The following is a 19,273-nucleotide window of genomic DNA, read 5'->3' as shown; positions in this document are numbered from 1 at the left end:
ACTTGACAGTACCGTATATATACGGGTATACTAAAAATATAATTTTGTGAGGCATTTATGGTTAAAAATAAAGAAAAACATCAAATAGCGTTTTGCGTTTCAGCCTTTACACTCTTAGCTGGTTTATCATTAATCGCAACTGGAATTGCAGTGGGTACTGTACCTGCTATAGCTTCTTGTTTAGTGATAGGAGGAGTTTTAACTGCCTTGTCTATTGTGCAATCAGTAGAAAGCTATTTATTTTTACAAAACAGCGAAAAAGCTTTCAATAAAATAATTAGTGGTATACGCGATGAACCAGAAAGGAAACTTTTTATAGAAAGGATTTTGCAACCATTCATTGAACTTTTTAGTGAGCATAAGCAACATAATTAAAGTACACTAAGCATAGAAACAACTTTATCGTAACTTGGCAGTGACTTAATTTCTCCAATCGCAGCTAAAGTAATTCTCTCATGCTGAGATAGCAATTCTTCTGCTGCTTTTTTTATATCGTAAATAGTAACAGCACTAATTTTTTCTATTAATTCATTTTTACTGATGTATTTATTATAGTTACCGTAGTAGTGTCCTAATGTTTCAGCACGTGAGCTAACACTTTCGCGTGACATTAAAATTTGAGATTTTACTCGTTCTTTTACTCTATTTACTTCTTCTTCCTTTAAATCATCTGTAGACAATTTCTTTAGCTCTGTCGTTATGGATTTTAAAAGCTTATCTAGATTACTACTATCTGTACCAGCAAAAATCGAAAGCATTCCCGTATCAGCATAGCTAGAGTTGAATGAGTAAATGGAGTAAGCAAGACCCTGCTTTTCTCTTACTTCCTGAAACAGGCGTGATGACATGCCACTTCCCAGTATAGAATCAAGCACTTTAAATGTGTGATATTTATTATCATCACGAGAAACACTAGGTAGCCCAATTAACAAGTGCACCTGATCTAATTTACGATGCTCTCGATACTCACCACTGGTATAACCTGCATTCTGGCTTTTTTTCAGCTCTTTTGAATGAATCTTTGAGAGAAAGTCTTTGATTAATTGAACAACTTCCTCATGCTCAACATTTCCTGCAGCAGCAAATATCATATTTCCGCCAAAGTAATGCTCATTTATATAGTTATCTAGATTAGCTCGAGTAAAAGATTTGACAGTATCTTGCGTACCCAAGATTGATCTACCAAATGGTTGATCTTTATAAGCTGCTTCAAAATACTTATCAAAAATGATATCACTTGGTGAATCATTGGTTTGAAAAATCTCTTGTATTACAACACCCTTTTCGCGTTCCAATTCATCCTCTGGAAATGTAGAATTCATTAATATATCTATTAATATATCAATGCCAGTTTTTATATCTTTTTTAAGAACCTTTGCATAATAACTGGTGCTTTCTCTACCGGTGCAGGCATTGAAGGCTCCACCTATATCGTCAAAAGCTTTTGCAATTTCAAAAGCAGTTCTTGTCTTTGTTCCTTTGAAAGCCATGTGCTCTAGGAAATGAGATATTCCATTTTGACTTGCACTTTCAGCTCTACTGCCAACACCAACTCGTATATTTAAAGCTACGGAATCAACTTCATGCACTCTCTCAGTTATTATGCGCAGACCATTATCTAGTTTTGTTACTTGTGGTATATTCATCTTATATATTCTTCTTTAAATTCTCTTCTACAAAATCCCAATTGATCAAATGATCAAGAAAAACTTTTATGTAGTCAATTCTGCGATTTTGGCAATCCAAATAGTATGCATGCTCCCATACATCCATAGTAAGTAGTGGCACCTGGCCATAAATTAGCGGTAGATCCGCATTTGGAGTTTTAGTGATTTTGAGTTTTCCTTTTTCAAGCACTAACCACACCCATCCACTACCAAATTGGCTTACTCCATAATTTGAAAATTCTTCACAAAATTTGTCAAAGCCACCAATATCATCTTGAATTTTTTTTGCTAGAAGACCATCATCTTTAGGTTTACCACCACCATTTTTTTTCATTGAATTCCAATAAAAAGTGTGATTCCAAACTTGTGCTGCATTGTTAAAAATAGGAACTGTATTATTATTTCCATGAACTTTCGTTACTAATTCCTCAATTTCCATATGTTGATAATCTGTGTTTTCAACCAGTTCGTTGAGTTTATTTAAATATCCCTTATGGTGCTTATCATAATGAAAATTCAATGTATTTGCAGATATGTAAGGTTCTAAAGCTGCTTTATCATATGGCAGCTCAGGTAAAGTAAAACTCATGCTGACCTCTTTATTTTCGATGGTATGGTAATATGTGCTTTTGCGCAACAGATAATTTAGTTAGGTAGTGATTGCATTTATTCTAAAATTATCTATACTGATAAGATAATTATGTTTTTATTTTAGAGGGGTAATATGTCAAGTTTATTTAAGAATTTTAATAGATATGCTAAATATGGAACTGTTCCTGCTGCAAAAAATAACAGTGAAGTTCCACAAAATAGTTTCTATAAATCTGTTCATTATATTAATAGTGTTATTGGGCCAGTGAAAAATGTAGCTCTTGGTAGTTACAAAAAAAATCCTTCTATGATTGGGATTATTACTTTTGCGTTAGCTAATGTCGTTCTGCAACCTTTATATCTAGCATTGGCGTATCTATCATATTGGCCGGCAAAAGGATTGGCGAAAGTAGTAGGTAGCTATGATTTTGCAGAAAATACAAAATCATTGATAGATTATTCATCCATGTTGTCACTTAAGGCATGGAACCATAGTGGAGCATTATCTGAATTTGTTAATGCAGTTTTGGATTATGCTGTTAGTGCTGTTATCTGGGCTGCTGCGCTCGTTGTTACACCACTCGTTTGGACTATTGATAAAGTGGCAAGTAAATTTAGTGATGCAAACGCTGAAGGTGTTGGTGGTCCTTCTTTTTCAAAATAGATAAACTATCAGGTTTATGTGAAACCATTGTATCTGTGTGGCAAAATAAAGTAGACGAGATAAAGACACCTATAGAAGCAAGAGGATGTCATGCAAGTAGCTGACACTGGCATCCCGATACAATGTTGAACACTTTTTTTTGCCTTTCGAGAGTAAGTTCTTTCAATCGAAACACTATATGTACGTTATCATCGTCAATTTCAATGCGTTGAACTAACTTTCTTATTATATCAAGTTTAGTTTCATAGTCTGCTTGATTAAGCTCTCTCAGAGGAAAAACTTTCTACACTGTTTGTGATAAAATCTAATTCTCTCTGTAGACTCTTTTCATCGATAGCTTCTTCCCTTTGATCTCTGATTCCTTTAACTCCTTTTCCATGCTCTCAACTTCTAAGTCATACTTTTCCTTCGTTATATGACCCCTTGCATATACATAAGCTAATTTTTCTATACCTTGTTCTATTTTACTTGCACGCTTTTCAAGTTAATCCTTTGCTTGCGTACTTTCATGTTTTACGAGTCTGAGCTGATATTCCTTAGTCATTGCCTCTGGTTCTTTGAGTACCATCTTCATTTCTTTCCATACTGCTTCTTCTAGTATATCAACTCGTATTGATTTGCTGTTACACACCGTATTCCCACCAAAACGAATTGATTTTTTCTTTCAGTCCTCGGAAAAATCTTACTTAGCTTAGCTATAGATGTTTACAAAAGAAATTCAAGTGAGTGAAGAAAGAAAAATTATTTTTGCAATACCGTAGGTACGCTCCACAATTATATTGAAGTTTTTATTGCACTCAAAACCTTCATTTTTCCTCATTTCTAGAATTATTAACGCATTATCATTTAACCAGCCTGAGTGAGCTAACTCGTCTAAAGTTGAGTTAACCAGATTGATATTATAAGGTGGGTCCATAAAAACTATATCGCACTTTGAAATAGGTCTTGGTAATCCGTTAGCATTGCAACAAATTAACGTGATATCGTTCGTAATTCCAAAATCTTCTGCTGTTTTTTTAGGCAGTTGCAAATTGTAATAATCTGAATCTACCATGAATGCATGTTTAGCACCTCGAGAAAGTGCTTCAAATGAAAAAGAGCCACTTCCGCAGAATAAATCAAGTACATTTAGGTTATAAATAGGTTTTCTTGAAGAAAGTATACTAAATATTGCTTCTCGGACACTACTCATAGTGGGCCGTGCAGCTAAATTCTTGCCTGTAGTTATTTTTCTTCCACGATATTTACCCGCAATAACACGTAACATATAAAACAAGTTCGAAGTTAACTAATTATTTATAATACACATTTAATGTCAACATAGCTTCAGCAGTCTAATAGAAAGAAGGTTGCTTGTGGAGGAACGCAAGATCAATCGCTTTTCTTTGATTTATTCTCTATACTGATTGCACGACCAATCTCGTCTTGTAAATCATCATGGTTGTTTTTTTCATCATGACCCATCCCTTCAATTCTACTTTCTAACTCTAACTTAATTAAAGTATTGATTTTCTCTATACTATCGAGGAAATTGTGACACTCTTCATCACTATATTCCTCACCAGATGCTTTTTTTTCTATAAATAGACTTTTGAACCCTATTAGATCAGAACTCTGATCGGCATTCAACACAATATTTCTCTCTATAAAACTAAGATCTGATAGTAACAAACTAACCTCTAATAGATCTTCACTTTCAATGTTTGCAAGATTATCAAGATCGTCTAAAATAGAGAACATCTTAAGCTCCTTCTGTGCAATTTCTTTGTCTTCTTTGTCAAATTCTGACGATAGCCCTTTATCATCTATAAGTCTCTCATTCAGAGCTTTATTTAGCTTTGAAAGACTAACATCACCTTGCTTAGTGCTATCTAGTAACAAATCTACCCTCGCTCTGCGCGCATTTAAAACATCATTGTAATCGTTTAACTTGATATTACCATCTTCGTCTTGCTGAAGACCATAATAACTTAGTCCTTTAAAATTAAGATTCCTCGTCATTATCACCTCTGCTATCAGCTCTTTCACTACCCTCACGTTCTCTGTCTTCTCCAAAAAGTGATGAGGTATCATAACTTTTGTCTTCCTGATCTCTTTCTTCTTTTCTTCTAGCTCTTTCAGCACGTTTTTCTATCGCTTCTGAAGTATTCATCTCAAAAAGTGATAAAGGACTGTAAACCTCATTTTGCTTTCTTCTTCCTTCTCTTTCAGTACGCTTTTCCATACCTTCAAAAACAGACCCAAAATCATCAACATCATTCTGATCTCTTTCTTCTTTTTTTCTAGCTCTTTCGGCACGTCTTTCTATAGCTTCTGTAGTGTTTTTTAAATTTTCTGGTTCCGTGCCTAAATTTCGTGTCACTTCATTTGATTGATCAGGCTTATCTTCTTCTGTTGGCTGATCATGCTGTAGTTGATTAGGCTTGTCTTCTTGTTCTGTGCTTAGTTCTCGTACTACCTTATCTGGCTGACCTCCCCCTCGTAGTCGAAGAGGGTCGCCTTCTTCTAGTGGCTGATCATGGTTATCTCTTACTAGTTCCGTGCCTAACTCTCGTTCTACCTTATTTGATTGATCAGGATTGTCTTTTTCTGGTTCTCTCTTACGGCCGATAGTGTAATCATGAAGCTTCTCAAGAAATTCCCGTCTATATGTTTTTGCTCTATAGAGTAGATTATGCTGGTAACCATCCTTTTCTCCTGTAGCAGGGTTAATTCCTATAGAGTCGAGACCATGTTCCCAAGTAAACTTCATAGCATCTTCTATTGTATAGCCCAAATGTGATCCTACATATCCTTTATAATATTCTAAATATTTATCAATTCTTCTATGTGCAATATCTTCTTTATCAATTCCAAACGCCCTGTAGATTTTTTCCTCAAGCTTATCAACATCATTTTTAGGTGATGTTGCAAATTTTGTTGCTTCAATAGTAGCACCTACAAGCTTACGTGGCACATTAATAGCATATTTCAGCACACCCCCAACTCCTGGTATTCTACCTAGCAAATTAGCTGTACCTCCAGCTAATCTGTCCGGTACATGAGTAGCCCAATTACCTAAAGACTCTAGCCCTCCACCAATTTTATCTTGCATCTGTTGTTTTAATCCCTGCATTAAACCAGTCACAGGTGATGCTTGATACATACTAGATATATTGTAAACACCAAACCCACCACCGGCAATGCTTGAGCCCATCTGTTGTACAAACTCCTTCAAAGAAAACATCAAAAACGAAAGCAAGAACAATACAAAGATCTCTCCTGCGTTGATTAAATAACCTCTCTGTATGTCTTGCACCCTTTGGTAATCACTATTTTCTTTATAATTTTTGCAATCCTCACAATCTTTACATTTCTGACAGTATTCACTGTTGGGATCCTTATATAAATCATGAAGTTTCAGTATTCTACAACCTTGTTTTTTTATCGCACTCCGCACTAAAGATCTTATTTCATTAATTATTTCCCTATAACTATTGCATTTATTTATATCTTGACAGTAGCGTTTTATTATTTCACTAACATCACCTATCCTTTTCTCTATATTGTTGATCAGTAATATAATGTCAGCCCTCTCTGATGCATGAGATAAACTATTTGTTAAGCGTACTAGATCTTTTGCACTACAGCCATTACTAACTATCATATCACTTTCCGCAATATAGTGGTCTGCTGGATTATCTTTAGTTCCAGGAATTGGATTAAAGAAAGGATAATCTATATAACGAAAACCTTTATTAATGTAATCTGGTGGAAGAGGGATATATCCAGCGCCACCAGTAAACTTTACTGTACCACCTATTCTGCTTAGTTTTTCTATACCTTCTATATTCTTATCTACGTTCAATGTAGAAGCCTCTCCAATAGCATAAGGTACAAAAATTTGCCCTGGAGTCCAGCTAAAGTATTCTTTATCAATTATACAAAAACCACCAAATACCCATTTTGGAGCACATAACTTTATTTCAAGCCATTTATTATAGCACACAGTAAAGCCTAACTGTTTATAAAAGGTATTCATTATCATCGCAGCAAGTAATGACAGCAGGGTAAATATCATAATTGATTGCAAACAGAAACTAATACAGAATTTTATCCAACCCTCAAATAGACTTTTCAGTGGTGAAAATAAAATAGAGATTAGGAATAGCGGCATTATAGCTACAAGAAAAGCTATACCCATAAAACCAGAAAGGAATATTATGTAAGCATACATACACAGCAGGAAATATAAGACAATCCCTATAAAAATTGCCGGTATCATAAGGAGACTTGCCCACATTTGATAATGTAAAAATGCTGCAAACTTTTTCCAAACAGAGTAAGCAAAAAACTTATTAAACATATCCTCCATGAAGCTAAACAATTTAGCTTCATTTCCTTGAGCAACGTTTGAATTACCTCCGGTGTTCATGTTGGGAGCAAAATTAGTAATTATGCTTATCAATTGTTCAAGACCTTTAACAAATAAAACAAGAAAATGATCATAGAAAAATCTAAAACTTCCAGGAGATATAAGCACTATTACTAGAGTGATTTTCATCATTCTGATGAGCATATCATGCTTAGTTTCTCTTATCATTCCAAAAAGATAAAGAAGCGATGAAATCACTATAAATAGAACAAGCAAGGAAAGAACAAAATTGTGAAAGCTCGTACTTTTTTCAGCTATATTTTCGAACATCGCCTGTGCAGCTGCAGGATCATTGCTATCAAAATGCTTTTTACAATTTTCGTTAATCAATAATACACATTTTAGATAGTTATAAATGTAATCAAAAAATCCAAAGTTACTTGGTTTCTGCACTCCGCTCAAAAATTCAAAAGAGTAGCCACCTGCATTATCTAGATAATATCTATCTAATATCTTTACATATATTTTCCATCCTTTTTCTAACCTCACCGTATTACAACTCCTGTCCTGTAATGTGGTGTTATCTCTGTCTAAAGTAAAAAGCCCACTTCCATCTTCCGCTACGGAATTGTAACCTAGATGTACAGTAGGAGACTCAGGGTTACGCATGGATTTTAAATTTTCGTTAGGACTAGAATCGCTAGGCCTTTTAAATAAAAGATAAGCACCATGGCCGTTAGTAAACCAACATGGAGCACCACGTGATACTGTATTTGCGCTATCATCTTCATTAATGCACTTGCACTTTACAGTGCAACTTTCTTTAGGCTTACTTGAAAATTTTTGTATGCTAGGTTTATAATCATTACAAACTAAGTGAAAGTCAGGCAGACTGTTGTCACCTTTCCCTCTTTCAAATTTGGTTGCATATTTTAACTGCTCCAAACTTTCCAAACTATAACTACTTTGAGATTTCTTCTTATTACTATTGCTCCAAGATGTCCATGCACCATTTACTCGTACTACTAAACTATCTCCATTGGTTTCAAGGCCGGTATCCTTCCACTTCACTACTTGATTAGGGTGAAAACCATAATTGATTTCTCCGGTTTCAGGATCTATAATTTCCTGATCTTCCGGAATAAAAGCATCGTGATCTTTTGAAAAATGAGCACCAACTGCAACTGGTTCAGGACCAAAATAATCAGCAGATATGCACCTTGGAAAAGGCATATCATTCTTACTACAACCTGTAACCAGAACACAGATTACCAAAATTAATAACCTAAACCAACATTTGCCTAAGCGTGATTGCATACCTAAACTTTTTCCAATACAGAATAAATTTCTAAAACCTTACTTCAAATATCTTTTTAATTAGTTACTCCATATATCTCATCAATCTTCCTTGACTTGTCCTTTTGTTTTATCAGAATCCTTTTGCTTATCTGGCTGGCTTAGTGTTTCAGATTTGCTCATTTCTTTGCCAGAACTCCCTTTTTCATCTGCTTGCTTTGGTGTATCAGGCAATTTAGCTTCAATTTTGCTACGATCTTTACTCATTCCCTGCTTGATGTTATGTATCATATTTTGGGTTCTATCATCAAGGCCAACAGTTGACAGCATAGCTTGTGATGCGCTCCTAGAAATATGACTAACACTTTGAGCAACTCCATAACCAGAGCTGAACAACGCCTGCGCCATAGTTTCTGATATAGAAACAAAAGCTTCCATTGCACTAGCAATGATGAGATATATAAATGCCTGGATTAGATCTATAGGTAATGCTGCAAAGTGCCCACCAGCCCTTTCTCCAGTACTGAGCGCAACATCAACACTAGTACCAGGACTATACCCAAGAGGTAATATTGATTTCATAAGACACAGATCATACGATAAAAAATTTACACTAATTAAGCATTGATAGCATGCAGAAAAATTTGTGAGGTTGTATAGAACTGAATACATTAACTGGTTTAAAAGAGACAAGGATGAAAATAAAATGACTGGTTGCAATGAAACATGAGCCAGCGTTTTTATCCAATTATCAAATAATGTTTTAGTTTGTTGAAATAGAATAAATACGATAAATAAAGGTGCCAATGACAATAAAAATGCCACTAAAATAGTAGATATTACATACTTAAACGTAGCACTAATAATGCATCTTAAAAACACAAAAGTAGCATAAAGTATTGCCAAAAATGCAATAAAGCCAAAAGGTCCTGATAGCATTAAAGATAAAAATTTCAGCCATGTTTCTCCTGTAAATAATACTCCGGCTGTTAAATCTAAGAATGCAAATTTTTTACCTCCTTCTCCTATATAGCCAGAAAAACTATCAACTAAATAAATGCTACCCTCAACAAAAAGCCCAGACAAAGTTGTACCAAAGAATTCCCAACTTCTATCACTAAAAGCAAAAGCTATAAATGCTATTTTGAATATTCTTATAATAAAATCGAATTTACTTAATTGTATTGTTCCAAGCATATAGCCAACAACAGTAAATATAACGTATAGAATAAGCAAAGCTCTTATTCCTTGTAGAAGCCCCTTTCTATATCCTTCATATGGAATTTTAATTCCGTCTTCACTCCCGTCTGTTATGAAATCAAAAATCTTGTTTACAGTTGATGAAATCAAATCGTTTATTTTTCTTTTTAAAAATAAATTTACTGTGTATTTGTTATCTTCATAATATTTGCTATCTTTGTCCGTAATATCATCTTTCTCTACGTTTTCTACATTAATACCAAAATATATTTTCTTAGACTCTTCATTTACCAAATGACTTCCATCTATTATGTAATAGTCTACATTATCCTCTGTTATTTTATCCAACCTCTTTACTTTTTTGAAATCATTAGTCTTTCGAGCAGATGGATCCCTTGGCGGATTATCACCTAAGTACACATACAATTTTTTACCACCATCAAAGTTACATGATCTAGTTACTTCAACATGATATCCACCTCTATGAAGTTGGTAGTTGCCATTACTTGCTATAGCAAGCATCACACTACTACCAGGTGTTATACCTTTTATTTTATAATCATGATTTAATCTCAGAGAGTAATCTTCAAATTTATAATTAATCTGTGAACATACATTATCTCCTTTCGCACCTTTCTCATTTGGAAAACATTGAATACCTTTAGCAGTATCCTGATCATCAAAATCGCCAATTTTTGCAACAAGAGCTTCGGCCCAAGAAATATCTCCTCTGTCCTCTTTGAAGTTTAATTTAGAATTTGATATTAAATTAATGTCAATCTGCTTAGAATCCCTCTTATTTTCTTCAATCTTTTTTAGTTCATCCTCAATACGTTTAAGGTGAGAATACATGTCACATGTATTTCCTTTATCATACTTCTCATACCTTATAGAAGAGACGCAATTCTCCCCTATACCTTTTGCGTTGTAACATATATTCGGATAGTAACAATTAAGTTCATAAGAACTGTATTTGTTCAGCTCATTAAAATCACACCTTTTCCCATTACATAATTCATTCAGTCCTATTTTAGTTCGTCGTAGATCTAACAACGCACCATTTATCCATGAATTTTGAATATAATCCTTATTAAAATGTACCTTATTATCATATGGAGTGTAGCCATTGCCAACTAGCACTCTTCTTTTATTCATTTCTTCTTTATTCAGCGGCGGAAATTCTACTACAGTTCTTTTACCACTTTCTCCACAAAAGAACTTTCCTCCGTTTAGCATGTCTCTTATTGTAGCTCTATCTTTTTCATCCCCTTTTTCAGTTCTATAGCAATTATCATCAAAACTGATACCTTTTCCTTGTGGATTGTCATAATCAATCGTTATCTCTCTGGGAACTAAGCTAAAGCTTAACTTATCACCAGGATTTGCTTTAATTCCAGTATCTACATAACGTCTATTGCTATAGAATTCATTATTTCCAAAGCCTATATCCCCACATATTTCTCGTTCATCAAGACTAGCATTATCAGTTAACTTATTACTGTAATTTGGTATTAAACCATTAGCACAAAATACAGCGGGCACAAGTACTCTCTTTGGATTTTTCCCTTCTTTAAGAGGACAAAAATTTACTGACCCACCAAGAGTAAATTTGATTTTCTCATCCTTGCTAATTACTTGACCAGAATCAACCCAATGAATTTTAACTCCTTCGCCAGCTTCACGAACTGGAACATCTATACTGACACTAGTATTTCTGCTCTGCAGCCCAGGTTCAACACAATCCATTGTGCAGCCAGTAATTACAAGACATAGTATCAATAATAATGATTTTCTGCTCATCATTGATTTCCTGTGTTTGTCGGTATTTTAGGTGCTGATCTTTGAGCTGATTGTGGTATTTGAGGTCTTCGACTTGGTGTACCAGATTGCTGACCTGCTCTTCTTTGGATACTTTGTTCATCTAAACCTACTGTTCCCATTAAGCTTTGCTGATATTGCCTTCCTGGTTCGCTTGCCACATAAACACCAAACAACGAATCAGATATTGTTGAAGATGCCTCAACTAAAGCTTTCATAGCATGTCCCAAAATCACAAAAGCCATCATAGCGGTGATATTAGGTGCATGTTTGGAAGCATAACCATAAATAATACAAGGATTAAAAATCTTTAAGTTAAGATTAAGTATACATGTAGGACAGACCTCAAAATTAAAGACCGAATACACAATATAATCCATAACCTGGCTTATTAATGATATAAAAATTAAAAGCACTACCGGATGAATTGCAAATCTTGCTAAATTTTTGACCCAATTGTGAAACATCTGTCTAGTATATCCAAATAGAAGGCAAATAATAAAAAGAGGCGCCAAGGAAAGCAATAATGCAACTATTGCTATAGATGTGATAAAAGAAAATAAGGCGTTAAACATCGATAAGCTCACTGTTATCAAACCCCAAATCACCAAGCAAAACGATACAATACCCAAAGGACCGGAGAATATAAGAGATACTATTAGTAACACTGAGTGTGCTGATAAAAACCTATTGAGCGGTAAATCAAGAAATTCAAAAACATTTGATGTTGTACCTCTGAAATTTGCTATTTCTATTAACTGTTTTGGAGCATTAACAAAAATAGAAAATGCATTGTTATAAAAAAAACTCCAACTGTTATCGTTCAGCAATTGGGTAATAACTCCTATCTTTACACATATAATTAAAAATTCATATATAGAAGCATGAGACAATCCAAAAAAGTAATAAAGGGTGTATAAAACTATATATAATACTAATAACGACACTATTGTAGATCTGATGGTATTTGTTCTATTTGATGCTACAAAACTTTGATAAAGAGACTTCACAGGGCTAGTATCAGAGTGAATCGCGTTAGTGTCTTTGTAGCTAGAACCGAAAAATGCAGTTTTTACTTTTTCATCAAAAAAATTATATATCGCACTAAAAGTTCTTACAGGTGGCTCTTTAGTTGTAAGGTTAATACTAAATTGACCCTCATTTTTCTTATAATCACAGCCATGATCTCTTATTCCGTAATATATAGTGCCACTCTTGTCTTTTAGCTTTTCTTTTAATCTTTCCATATACTCAGTATTATGAACTTCACTGATATCCACAGGTATATCCCCCAGAATTTCACCAGGATTGTGCTCAGGAAACTTATCAGAAACATGTATATATAAGTTGTTTTTTAGACTATGGTTCTTCGTTACTCTTATATTGAAACCACCCTTGCCCTTACCATCACCTAAACTAAAAGTTAACTCTGGTTTTGGATGGTTACGATCTATCTTATGATCACAGTTAATACATATACCGCCTCCTGGAATGTGTTCAAATTCCTCATTATCCATGTGAACACGTAATAGTGTAATGTCAGTTTTTACCCGTTTTTCCTTTAATACGTTATCAATAATTTCAGCAATAACAGATTCACCTCTAGAATTTAAAGTATTGAATATCTCACCTTCTATACTATTGTATTCAATATATACGCAACCTTTTTCTCCGCTGCCGAAAGAAAATTTACATATACGTCCACAGAGTAAATTTAAAATGCGCGTATCTATCTTACTTGCACTGCTCTCTGAAAGCTTGCTACAGTCTACATTTTCCCCTTGCTGTTTTATAGAGTCGATGACATTTCTAATTTCCTCTCTTTCACTTTGATCTAATTCTGAAGACCAGTACTCTTTTCCATTTAACCATTGTGCATTGCCTATTTCATATTTATTAGGACATATTTCACCTTGACACTTCTCTTGATTTAAAACATGTGAAAAATACTCCTTTTCCCCTTCACTGCAATTTTCGTCAATTTTTTTGCAGGTGACCATGCCATTATTGTTTTTACACATTTTACTTCCAACAACACTAAAGCTTATCGCATCGCCAGCTTTAAGCGCAAACGGTAATGTAACGTTTCTTACTCCAGGTTCAATTGCAAAATCTTGATATTGCGAACAAAAATTAACCTTATTAGGTACTATATTAATCTCTGTTACTTTTATTTTATCCGAAATATAGACTCCAGAATCAACCCATTTCTGCTCTGTTGAAACTATATCCAATTTCTCACGCAAGCCTGATGAATCTTCTGGCTTAATACACCCGCACCCAGATAATAAAAAGAGTATCACAAAACTTATGCATAGCTTAACCAAATTTTGGTTGCTCAAATGTTCAAACATCTGTTACTCACCTGCGCTCACTCTCCACCTGATTTTATAGATTCACTAGAGGAAGATCCCGATCCCTTATTATCATCTCCACCTCCTCCAATAGCCCCTCTTGCCTTATTTACAGCCGCAGCAGCAACTTGACCAGCACCTCCAGCAGCAGCTTTGGCAGCAGATAAAGCTTTATTCACCATTTGTGCAGGAGTGCTACCTGAACCAAGTGCTGCTCTGTGATTACCAGCAAGCTCAGCAGCCATGCCGGGAAGAACGTTTAAAAAGTGGTAAAAGAGGAATAATACTAAACACAATTTTAATAATTCTCCGATTAGAGAGCTGCCAAACTCCATGTATCTAAAGTCGAATAGACCAAGTATGCTGCTCTTTTTAAAGCTATAATTTTGCATCATACATGCGAGAGTAGTTTCATTTTTATCACATTCCCCATCTTTCAATTTAAACCACTGTTTTTTCTTACTATATGAGATTTCTGCTTGTTTCTTTTCATATGACTTGTCTGGTTGTTCATTTTTATATGACTCGTCCAGTTTAAAATTTAAATTTTTAAAATAGATTTTATCACATGCTATGAACATAAAAGATAGAAATGCAAAGAGGATAACTGGGTATAAACTGTAGGTAATTAACTCTTTTAGCCAACCATCAAAATATCCTTTAGTATGTTGAAACAAAACCATAGGAATGAATAAAGGCGATAAGATGATAATTACACTAAGCGCAACTAAAGATAAGATAAATACATAGCACATCCATAAAATAACCATCATCATCAAAATGGCCATAAATATACAGACAAGAGCTACTAAAATTTGTCCACCAGCGAAAATAATACCAATCACCGAACCTGCAACTAACAAGACAGGAGCAGCGCCAAGCAAGACCGCTAACGTTGCAACACCTCCAGTACCAATTTTGCCACCAATTCCATCTAAAGGGGCACCTAAATAAAATAAAATTCTGCAATCAAGCCTATCCCAAGGTGCAAGATAACTGTAGGATACCTTCTGCCCTGCACGATCGTATTCATAATCTTTACCTGCCTCATAATTACATATATTTTTACTCTCAGATGAAGCTTTAAGCACTATTTCTGATAAGCCGTTCGAAAGTTTTGTTAATTCCCCGTAATAATGAGACATAGTGCTACCTGTCGTAAAGTAAATCACTAAAGCGAATTTAATGATCAACATGTACATTTCTTGCGGACTACGCACTCCACCAGACATAACTTTTATAGAGAACAATATCAAAGCTAAAATTAAGATAGCAGTAACAGTGTTCTTCAGTCTTTTTTGTGCTACAGACAAAAAACTACCCTTAGCATGTCCATTTTTGTCTGTAAGTAAGTTACCACTTGAATCAATACCTGCCACTAAATTATCTAACGACTCCTTAATACATTGCACTATCATAGAAGTTATAGGAATAGGAGATAATGACTTACTTCCCGCTTGATTGTAGCAAGCTTCAGAGACATACTGGCTAAAACAACTGGCATTATTATAACCTACAAAAATTTTTCCCTCTCCTTTCTTTTCCCTTATAATAGTTTTGTAATCTTTGTCCTTATTTTTAGAATCATTAAGATCTTCCTCATATTCACCTGTACCATCTTTATTTTTGAATATCATCACAGATTTTTCACACATAGGAGCAAGTGGGTCAGGTGGCAATTCTGTGCATCCCATATCAACCCCTTGCGGCCAAGGAGTCATTTTGATACCAAGCATTCTCACACTTGCCAGCTCCACACACAATCTGTCCATTTTTTTTACTGCCTTGAATGTTGACCCATGTATGGTTTCGCTTTGTCCTGCTTTAAGAACTTTACATTCCAGATCACCATCAACTTTTGGAGACCATGACCCACCTTCATATCCAGTGTCCTTCTCTCTAACATCAAAGTCTGCTTTTATTGATGTATCTAACCAAAACAATCTGCTAAATGTTAAAGGATTTCTATGGCATACTTCTATATATTCACTGTATTGCACACCGTTTTTTGGCCAGTAATAACCACCAGTATTTTGGTCAGGTATGGAGTTTAAAATGCCCTTCTCTATTTTTCTACCTACTTCTATTGATCCATTTGCCCCATCAAAACATTTAAAATATTCATCTTCCTTTTGATAATTCTTATTTGTGCAATCTGAATATTTTGAGTATTCTGATTTTGAGAATTCGAAATCTTTATACTTTCCATCATGATCACGTGCAACTGGGTGTTTAACAAAACTATGCTCACAAACAACAAGTCCTCCTATCGCCTTCCAAACCCCAACAATTGCAGCTATCATTCCAACGATAACAAGAGCAGTAAATAAACCAGCAGAAGAGACAATCAAAACAATACCAGTAAATATTGCACCAATAGCAATTGCTATCCCAGCAACTGCTGCAGCTGTTTCAAACGCCTTACAGTCAGGATTAGAAGCACGACTAAAGCTGCCAGTAGAATTAAATCTGCTAACAAATTCCGTTTTGTCAGTACCACTTACTGTATCTGCAAACACTGGATACGAGAGCAAAAAATCTATATTTAACAAAAATATCGCAACTAACAGTAATGACAGTTTAGTTTTAAACATTTTTCACCTTTTGATAAAACACAGGCAACCACATCTTTGGATCATCTCCGACTTCTTTCAGTATATCATATAACAATAGAACACTTTCCGCACGTCCAGATAACACGTTGACCACATCATCCAAATCTTTCAGATCTATTCTAGCTACTACAGCATTAACTCCCTGCTTTACTAAAAAGAATCTAGTACTTGGATCTGTGTGTTTGATCAGTATGTACTCACGTTCAGTTAACATAAAAACATCTCGATAGACACTAGTAGCTTTCAGATTTGGCAAAAAAATTTGTGTTGCTGTCTGCTGTACAAGCGTATCACTAATAGCACTTTTACTTGCATCTTCAACACTCTGAGTAGCAAAAACCACAAAAGCATTTAACTTTCTCAGCACTTTCAACCAGTCTTTTATCTTAGGTGCAAAAACTGGATTATCTATTAACGCCCATGCTTCATCAAGAACAATAATGGATGGAGTGCCATCAAGCGATATACTAATCCTATGAAACAAATAAATCAAGACCGGCCCAAGAGCAACAGGATCTTTTAGCAAGCTAGCCATTTCAAAGCCAAACACTCTTGCTTTTGAAAAATCTAGCAAATCTTCTTTATTGTCAAATATTGCAGAATGAGAGCCATCATCATGCCACATAGATATTGCTCCAGCTAGAGTATCAGGGCCCGCAAGTCCTAAAAATGGTACAAGATTTCTCAAAAATCTGTCTTCTTTTTTTAATTTAAAATTTCCCTCAATTGCATCATTAATTCTAGCAATATCTTCTGAAGTGAATTTATCGTTGTACACTAAAATTAAAGATTTTATCCATTCCATCAAAAATGTTTTATTATCAGGAGTATCGTCAAGTTGCAGAGGATTAAAATTTGTCTTAGTTCTTGGTTCTATTATAGTATAGATACCACCAAGTGCTCTTAAAAAAATTTCTGCACCGCGATCTTTATCAAAAAAGAATATTCTTGGAGAAAATTTCATTGCTTGAGCACATAAAAAATTCATTAAAACAGTTTTGCCAGCACCTGTTGGCCCAATTATCATAGTATGTCCAACATCCCTTATATGAAAGTTGAAGAAAAATGGAGTGCCAGATGTTGTATCAAAAACTGTAACAGCATCTCCCCAGTGGTTATTGAATTTTTTACCAGTAGGATAATTATGTTGAGATGCAAAACCGGCCAAATTAAGACTACTTATTGTACCTTTTCTTACTATATAATCAAAATTACCAGGAATTTGCGCCCAAAATGCTGGTTCTAAATTAACCCTCTCACGAACAGGATAAACACCACAATTAGAAAGCTCCGATTCAACCAATGATAAAGCATTGTCCAATGATTTAGGGCTTTTTTCTATACATAAGATAGTTAAATGGTGTTCACCAAACGCAATTTTACCACTCATTGCATCATCAAGCGCATGAGAAATTTCTGCTATTTGAGAAATAGCTTTATCTGCAGATTGTATCATACGATTTTGCTGTATCTGCATTTTCGCAATTGCCATTTGCCTATTTGTAAATTGAAAAGACTGCGTGATAATAAATTCATAAGGAAGTTGTAAAAAAGAATCAAGCATTCCTGCGGAAGTATTATTTCCATATTCTTTGATACTAACTATTCCAGCATATTTACTTTCATTATGAGTCACAACCTGTATCATCTTATGGCCAAAAAATAACCTATGAACTGGTAAGTATCTTGATATTTCAGTTTTTAGTGGAAAAAGCGTATTTGTAACAAAGCCACAATTTACAACTCTAGACAGAAACTCCATTATTTCACAAAACAGTCCGTTTGGAGTTTCTTTTACTCCAAGGACTTTAGGCGAATAATTCCTAAGGCTTGTTACTATACGATTTGTCGTTTCCTCTAAATCTTCATAGGTATCACGCATATCACTTTCCCAAGCATGTTTTGAAGTTACATGCCCAAATTTTTTCAGTAGATGTGATAAAAATTCTACTCCCTTTGTATCTGCCCTACGAATAATCGTAATGTATAAATCATTAATAAAAGATTGCCTAGTTGCGTGTTTTTCTCTCCATTTTAGATTTACATGGTTAGCAAAAAAATTTGGTAAACTCTGATTTGCAAATTCATCAGAAAAAATATTTTTCTTACGTCTGATGGTATGAAAGTACAAACTAAATGCTGGAGATGAAATGCTTCTTAGCATCTGATTTCTGATATTATTTTGTATCACCAAGTCTTCATCATCGGCCGTTTCAAACGCAAAGCCATTTAATTTTATAAATTTAACTAACCAATTCTGCTTTGTTATCAAGGTTGTACTATTCCAATAGCAAGAATAAGGTATAAATTCGGCAGCGTGAACCTCTCTACTTAGAATAGATTTATTCTTTGATTGAATAGCTCTAAATCTCAACATTGCATAACATCAAGTAATGTCATAAGAATTGGCTCCATGATAAAACCGATTTAAACATTTGGAACATTTTCCCAACTTTACCATAAATAACTCAATAAACAACGGTTCCTTTGCAGAAGCTATATAGCCAAGTCCATGTATACCTGGTAACATCAGGAGAATTACTCTAAGATCATTTGTATTAATGAAAATTAGCATGCAAATTAGAACGTTTAATATTGCAAACATATAACTCACACCAAAGAGCATTGCAGGTCTTGTAAGACCTTTAAATAATTGATTCGTTTGTATGCTGCCAGTAGACATATCTTTAACCTTCTAATAAGAGCTCTAACAC

The 19,273-nt window shown here is 34.5% G+C and carries 13 protein-coding genes; 2 read left to right on the top strand and 11 right to left on the bottom strand.

Annotated features, from left to right (window positions below):
• The first annotated feature begins 57 nt into the window (after positions 1–57).
• Entirely contained in the window at positions 58–375 is a 318-nt protein-coding gene (locus AAGE00_RS01085) for a hypothetical protein (RefSeq protein ID WP_019236662.1), read from the top strand.
• Here the strand turns inward: AAGE00_RS01085 and AAGE00_RS01080 are convergent.
• Positions 372–1,646: a M16 family metallopeptidase gene (locus AAGE00_RS01080; RefSeq protein WP_213863990.1), complete on the bottom strand. Its 1,275-nt coding sequence runs from the start codon at positions 1,644–1,646 to the stop codon at positions 372–374. The genes AAGE00_RS01085 and AAGE00_RS01080 overlap by 4 nt on opposite strands.
• Before the next feature lies 1 nt (position 1,647).
• Positions 1,648–2,256 carry a superoxide dismutase gene (locus tag AAGE00_RS01075; protein ID WP_213863989.1) on the bottom strand — a complete coding sequence of 203 codons (609 nt, stop codon included), beginning with the start codon at positions 2,254–2,256 and terminating at the stop codon, positions 1,648–1,650.
• Between the two features lie 135 nt (positions 2,257–2,391).
• Here AAGE00_RS01075 and AAGE00_RS01070 point away from each other — a divergent pair, with 135 nt between their 5' ends.
• Complete coding sequence (locus tag AAGE00_RS01070) at positions 2,392–2,922, top strand: hypothetical protein (protein ID WP_213863988.1); 531 nt, start codon at positions 2,392–2,394, stop codon at positions 2,920–2,922.
• A 484-nt stretch (positions 2,923–3,406) separates the two neighbouring features.
• Here the strand turns inward: AAGE00_RS01070 and AAGE00_RS01065 are convergent, their stop codons facing one another.
• From AAGE00_RS01065 to AAGE00_RS01025, 9 genes are all read right to left on the bottom strand, one after another.
• On the bottom strand, positions 3,407–3,553 hold the full coding sequence (locus tag AAGE00_RS01065; RefSeq protein ID WP_164819305.1) for a hypothetical protein: 147 nt from the start codon (positions 3,551–3,553) through the stop codon (positions 3,407–3,409).
• Between the two features lie 87 nt (positions 3,554–3,640).
• Complete coding sequence (gene rsmD / locus AAGE00_RS01060; protein ID WP_007302024.1) at positions 3,641–4,189, bottom strand: 16S rRNA (guanine(966)-N(2))-methyltransferase RsmD; 549 nt, start codon at positions 4,187–4,189, stop codon at positions 3,641–3,643.
• 104 nt (positions 4,190–4,293) lie between these two features.
• On the bottom strand, positions 4,294–4,923 hold the full coding sequence (locus tag AAGE00_RS01055) for a hypothetical protein (protein ID WP_019236666.1): 630 nt from the start codon (positions 4,921–4,923) through the stop codon (positions 4,294–4,296).
• A complete protein-coding gene (locus AAGE00_RS01050) occupies positions 4,907–8,593 on the bottom strand; it encodes a type IV secretion system protein (protein WP_213863987.1) in 3,687 nt (1,228 codons plus the stop codon). The genes AAGE00_RS01055 and AAGE00_RS01050 overlap by 17 nt, the downstream gene beginning before the upstream one ends.
• Before the next feature lie 81 nt (positions 8,594–8,674).
• The gene (locus tag AAGE00_RS01045; RefSeq protein ID WP_341815282.1) at positions 8,675–11,575 is read right to left on the bottom strand and encodes a type IV secretion system protein; all 2,901 of its coding nucleotides are present in this window, start codon (positions 11,573–11,575) and stop codon (positions 8,675–8,677) included.
• A complete protein-coding gene (locus AAGE00_RS01040; protein ID WP_213863985.1) occupies positions 11,572–13,944 on the bottom strand; it encodes a type IV secretion system protein in 2,373 nt (790 codons plus the stop codon). The genes AAGE00_RS01045 and AAGE00_RS01040 overlap by 4 nt, the downstream gene beginning before the upstream one ends.
• 17 nt (positions 13,945–13,961) lie before the next feature.
• Positions 13,962–16,538 (bottom strand): type IV secretion system protein, encoded by a 2,577-nt coding sequence (locus AAGE00_RS01035; RefSeq protein ID WP_007302029.1) that lies wholly within the window; start codon positions 16,536–16,538, stop codon positions 13,962–13,964.
• Positions 16,531–18,936, bottom strand: coding sequence for a VirB4 family type IV secretion/conjugal transfer ATPase (locus AAGE00_RS01030; protein WP_007302030.1), 2,406 nt, complete (start codon positions 18,934–18,936; stop codon positions 16,531–16,533). The genes AAGE00_RS01035 and AAGE00_RS01030 overlap by 8 nt, the downstream gene beginning before the upstream one ends.
• A 9-nt stretch (positions 18,937–18,945) precedes the next feature.
• Positions 18,946–19,242 (bottom strand): type IV secretion system protein VirB3, encoded by a 297-nt coding sequence (locus tag AAGE00_RS01025; RefSeq protein WP_006015054.1) that lies wholly within the window; start codon positions 19,240–19,242, stop codon positions 18,946–18,948.
• Between the last annotated feature and the right edge of the window lie 31 nt (positions 19,243–19,273).

This window comes from Wolbachia endosymbiont (group B) of Aricia artaxerxes (assembly GCF_964026975.1).
Classification (GTDB): domain Bacteria; phylum Pseudomonadota; class Alphaproteobacteria; order Rickettsiales; family Anaplasmataceae; genus Wolbachia.
Note: the sequence above shows the minus strand (reverse complement) of the source record. Positions and strands in the feature narration are given on the sequence as shown.

What these genes read in the sequence shown, in the direction of transcription:
- AAGE00_RS01085 (WP_019236662.1), top strand. Translation starts at nt 58, where the DNA reads ATGGTTAAAAATAAAGAAAAACATCAAATAGCGTTTTGCGTTTCAGCC.
- AAGE00_RS01080 (WP_213863990.1), bottom strand. Translation starts at nt 1,646, where the DNA reads ATGAATATACCACAAGTAACAAAACTAGATAATGGTCTGCGCATAATA.
- AAGE00_RS01075 (WP_213863989.1), bottom strand. Translation starts at nt 2,256, where the DNA reads ATGAGTTTTACTTTACCTGAGCTGCCATATGATAAAGCAGCTTTAGAA.
- AAGE00_RS01070 (WP_213863988.1), top strand. Translation starts at nt 2,392, where the DNA reads ATGTCAAGTTTATTTAAGAATTTTAATAGATATGCTAAATATGGAACT.
- rsmD (WP_007302024.1), bottom strand. Translation starts at nt 4,189, where the DNA reads ATGTTACGTGTTATTGCGGGTAAATATCGTGGAAGAAAAATAACTACA.
- AAGE00_RS01055 (WP_019236666.1), bottom strand. Translation starts at nt 4,923, where the DNA reads ATGACGAGGAATCTTAATTTTAAAGGACTAAGTTATTATGGTCTTCAG.
- AAGE00_RS01050 (WP_213863987.1), bottom strand. Translation starts at nt 8,593, where the DNA reads ATGCAATCACGCTTAGGCAAATGTTGGTTTAGGTTATTAATTTTGGTA.
- AAGE00_RS01045 (WP_341815282.1), bottom strand. Translation starts at nt 11,575, where the DNA reads ATGATGAGCAGAAAATCATTATTATTGATACTATGTCTTGTAATTACT.
- AAGE00_RS01040 (WP_213863985.1), bottom strand. Translation starts at nt 13,944, where the DNA reads ATGTTTGAACATTTGAGCAACCAAAATTTGGTTAAGCTATGCATAAGT.
- AAGE00_RS01035 (WP_007302029.1), bottom strand. Translation starts at nt 16,538, where the DNA reads ATGTTTAAAACTAAACTGTCATTACTGTTAGTTGCGATATTTTTGTTA.
- AAGE00_RS01030 (WP_007302030.1), bottom strand. Translation starts at nt 18,936, where the DNA reads ATGTTGAGATTTAGAGCTATTCAATCAAAGAATAAATCTATTCTAAGT.
- AAGE00_RS01025 (WP_006015054.1), bottom strand. Translation starts at nt 19,242, where the DNA reads ATGTCTACTGGCAGCATACAAACGAATCAATTATTTAAAGGTCTTACA.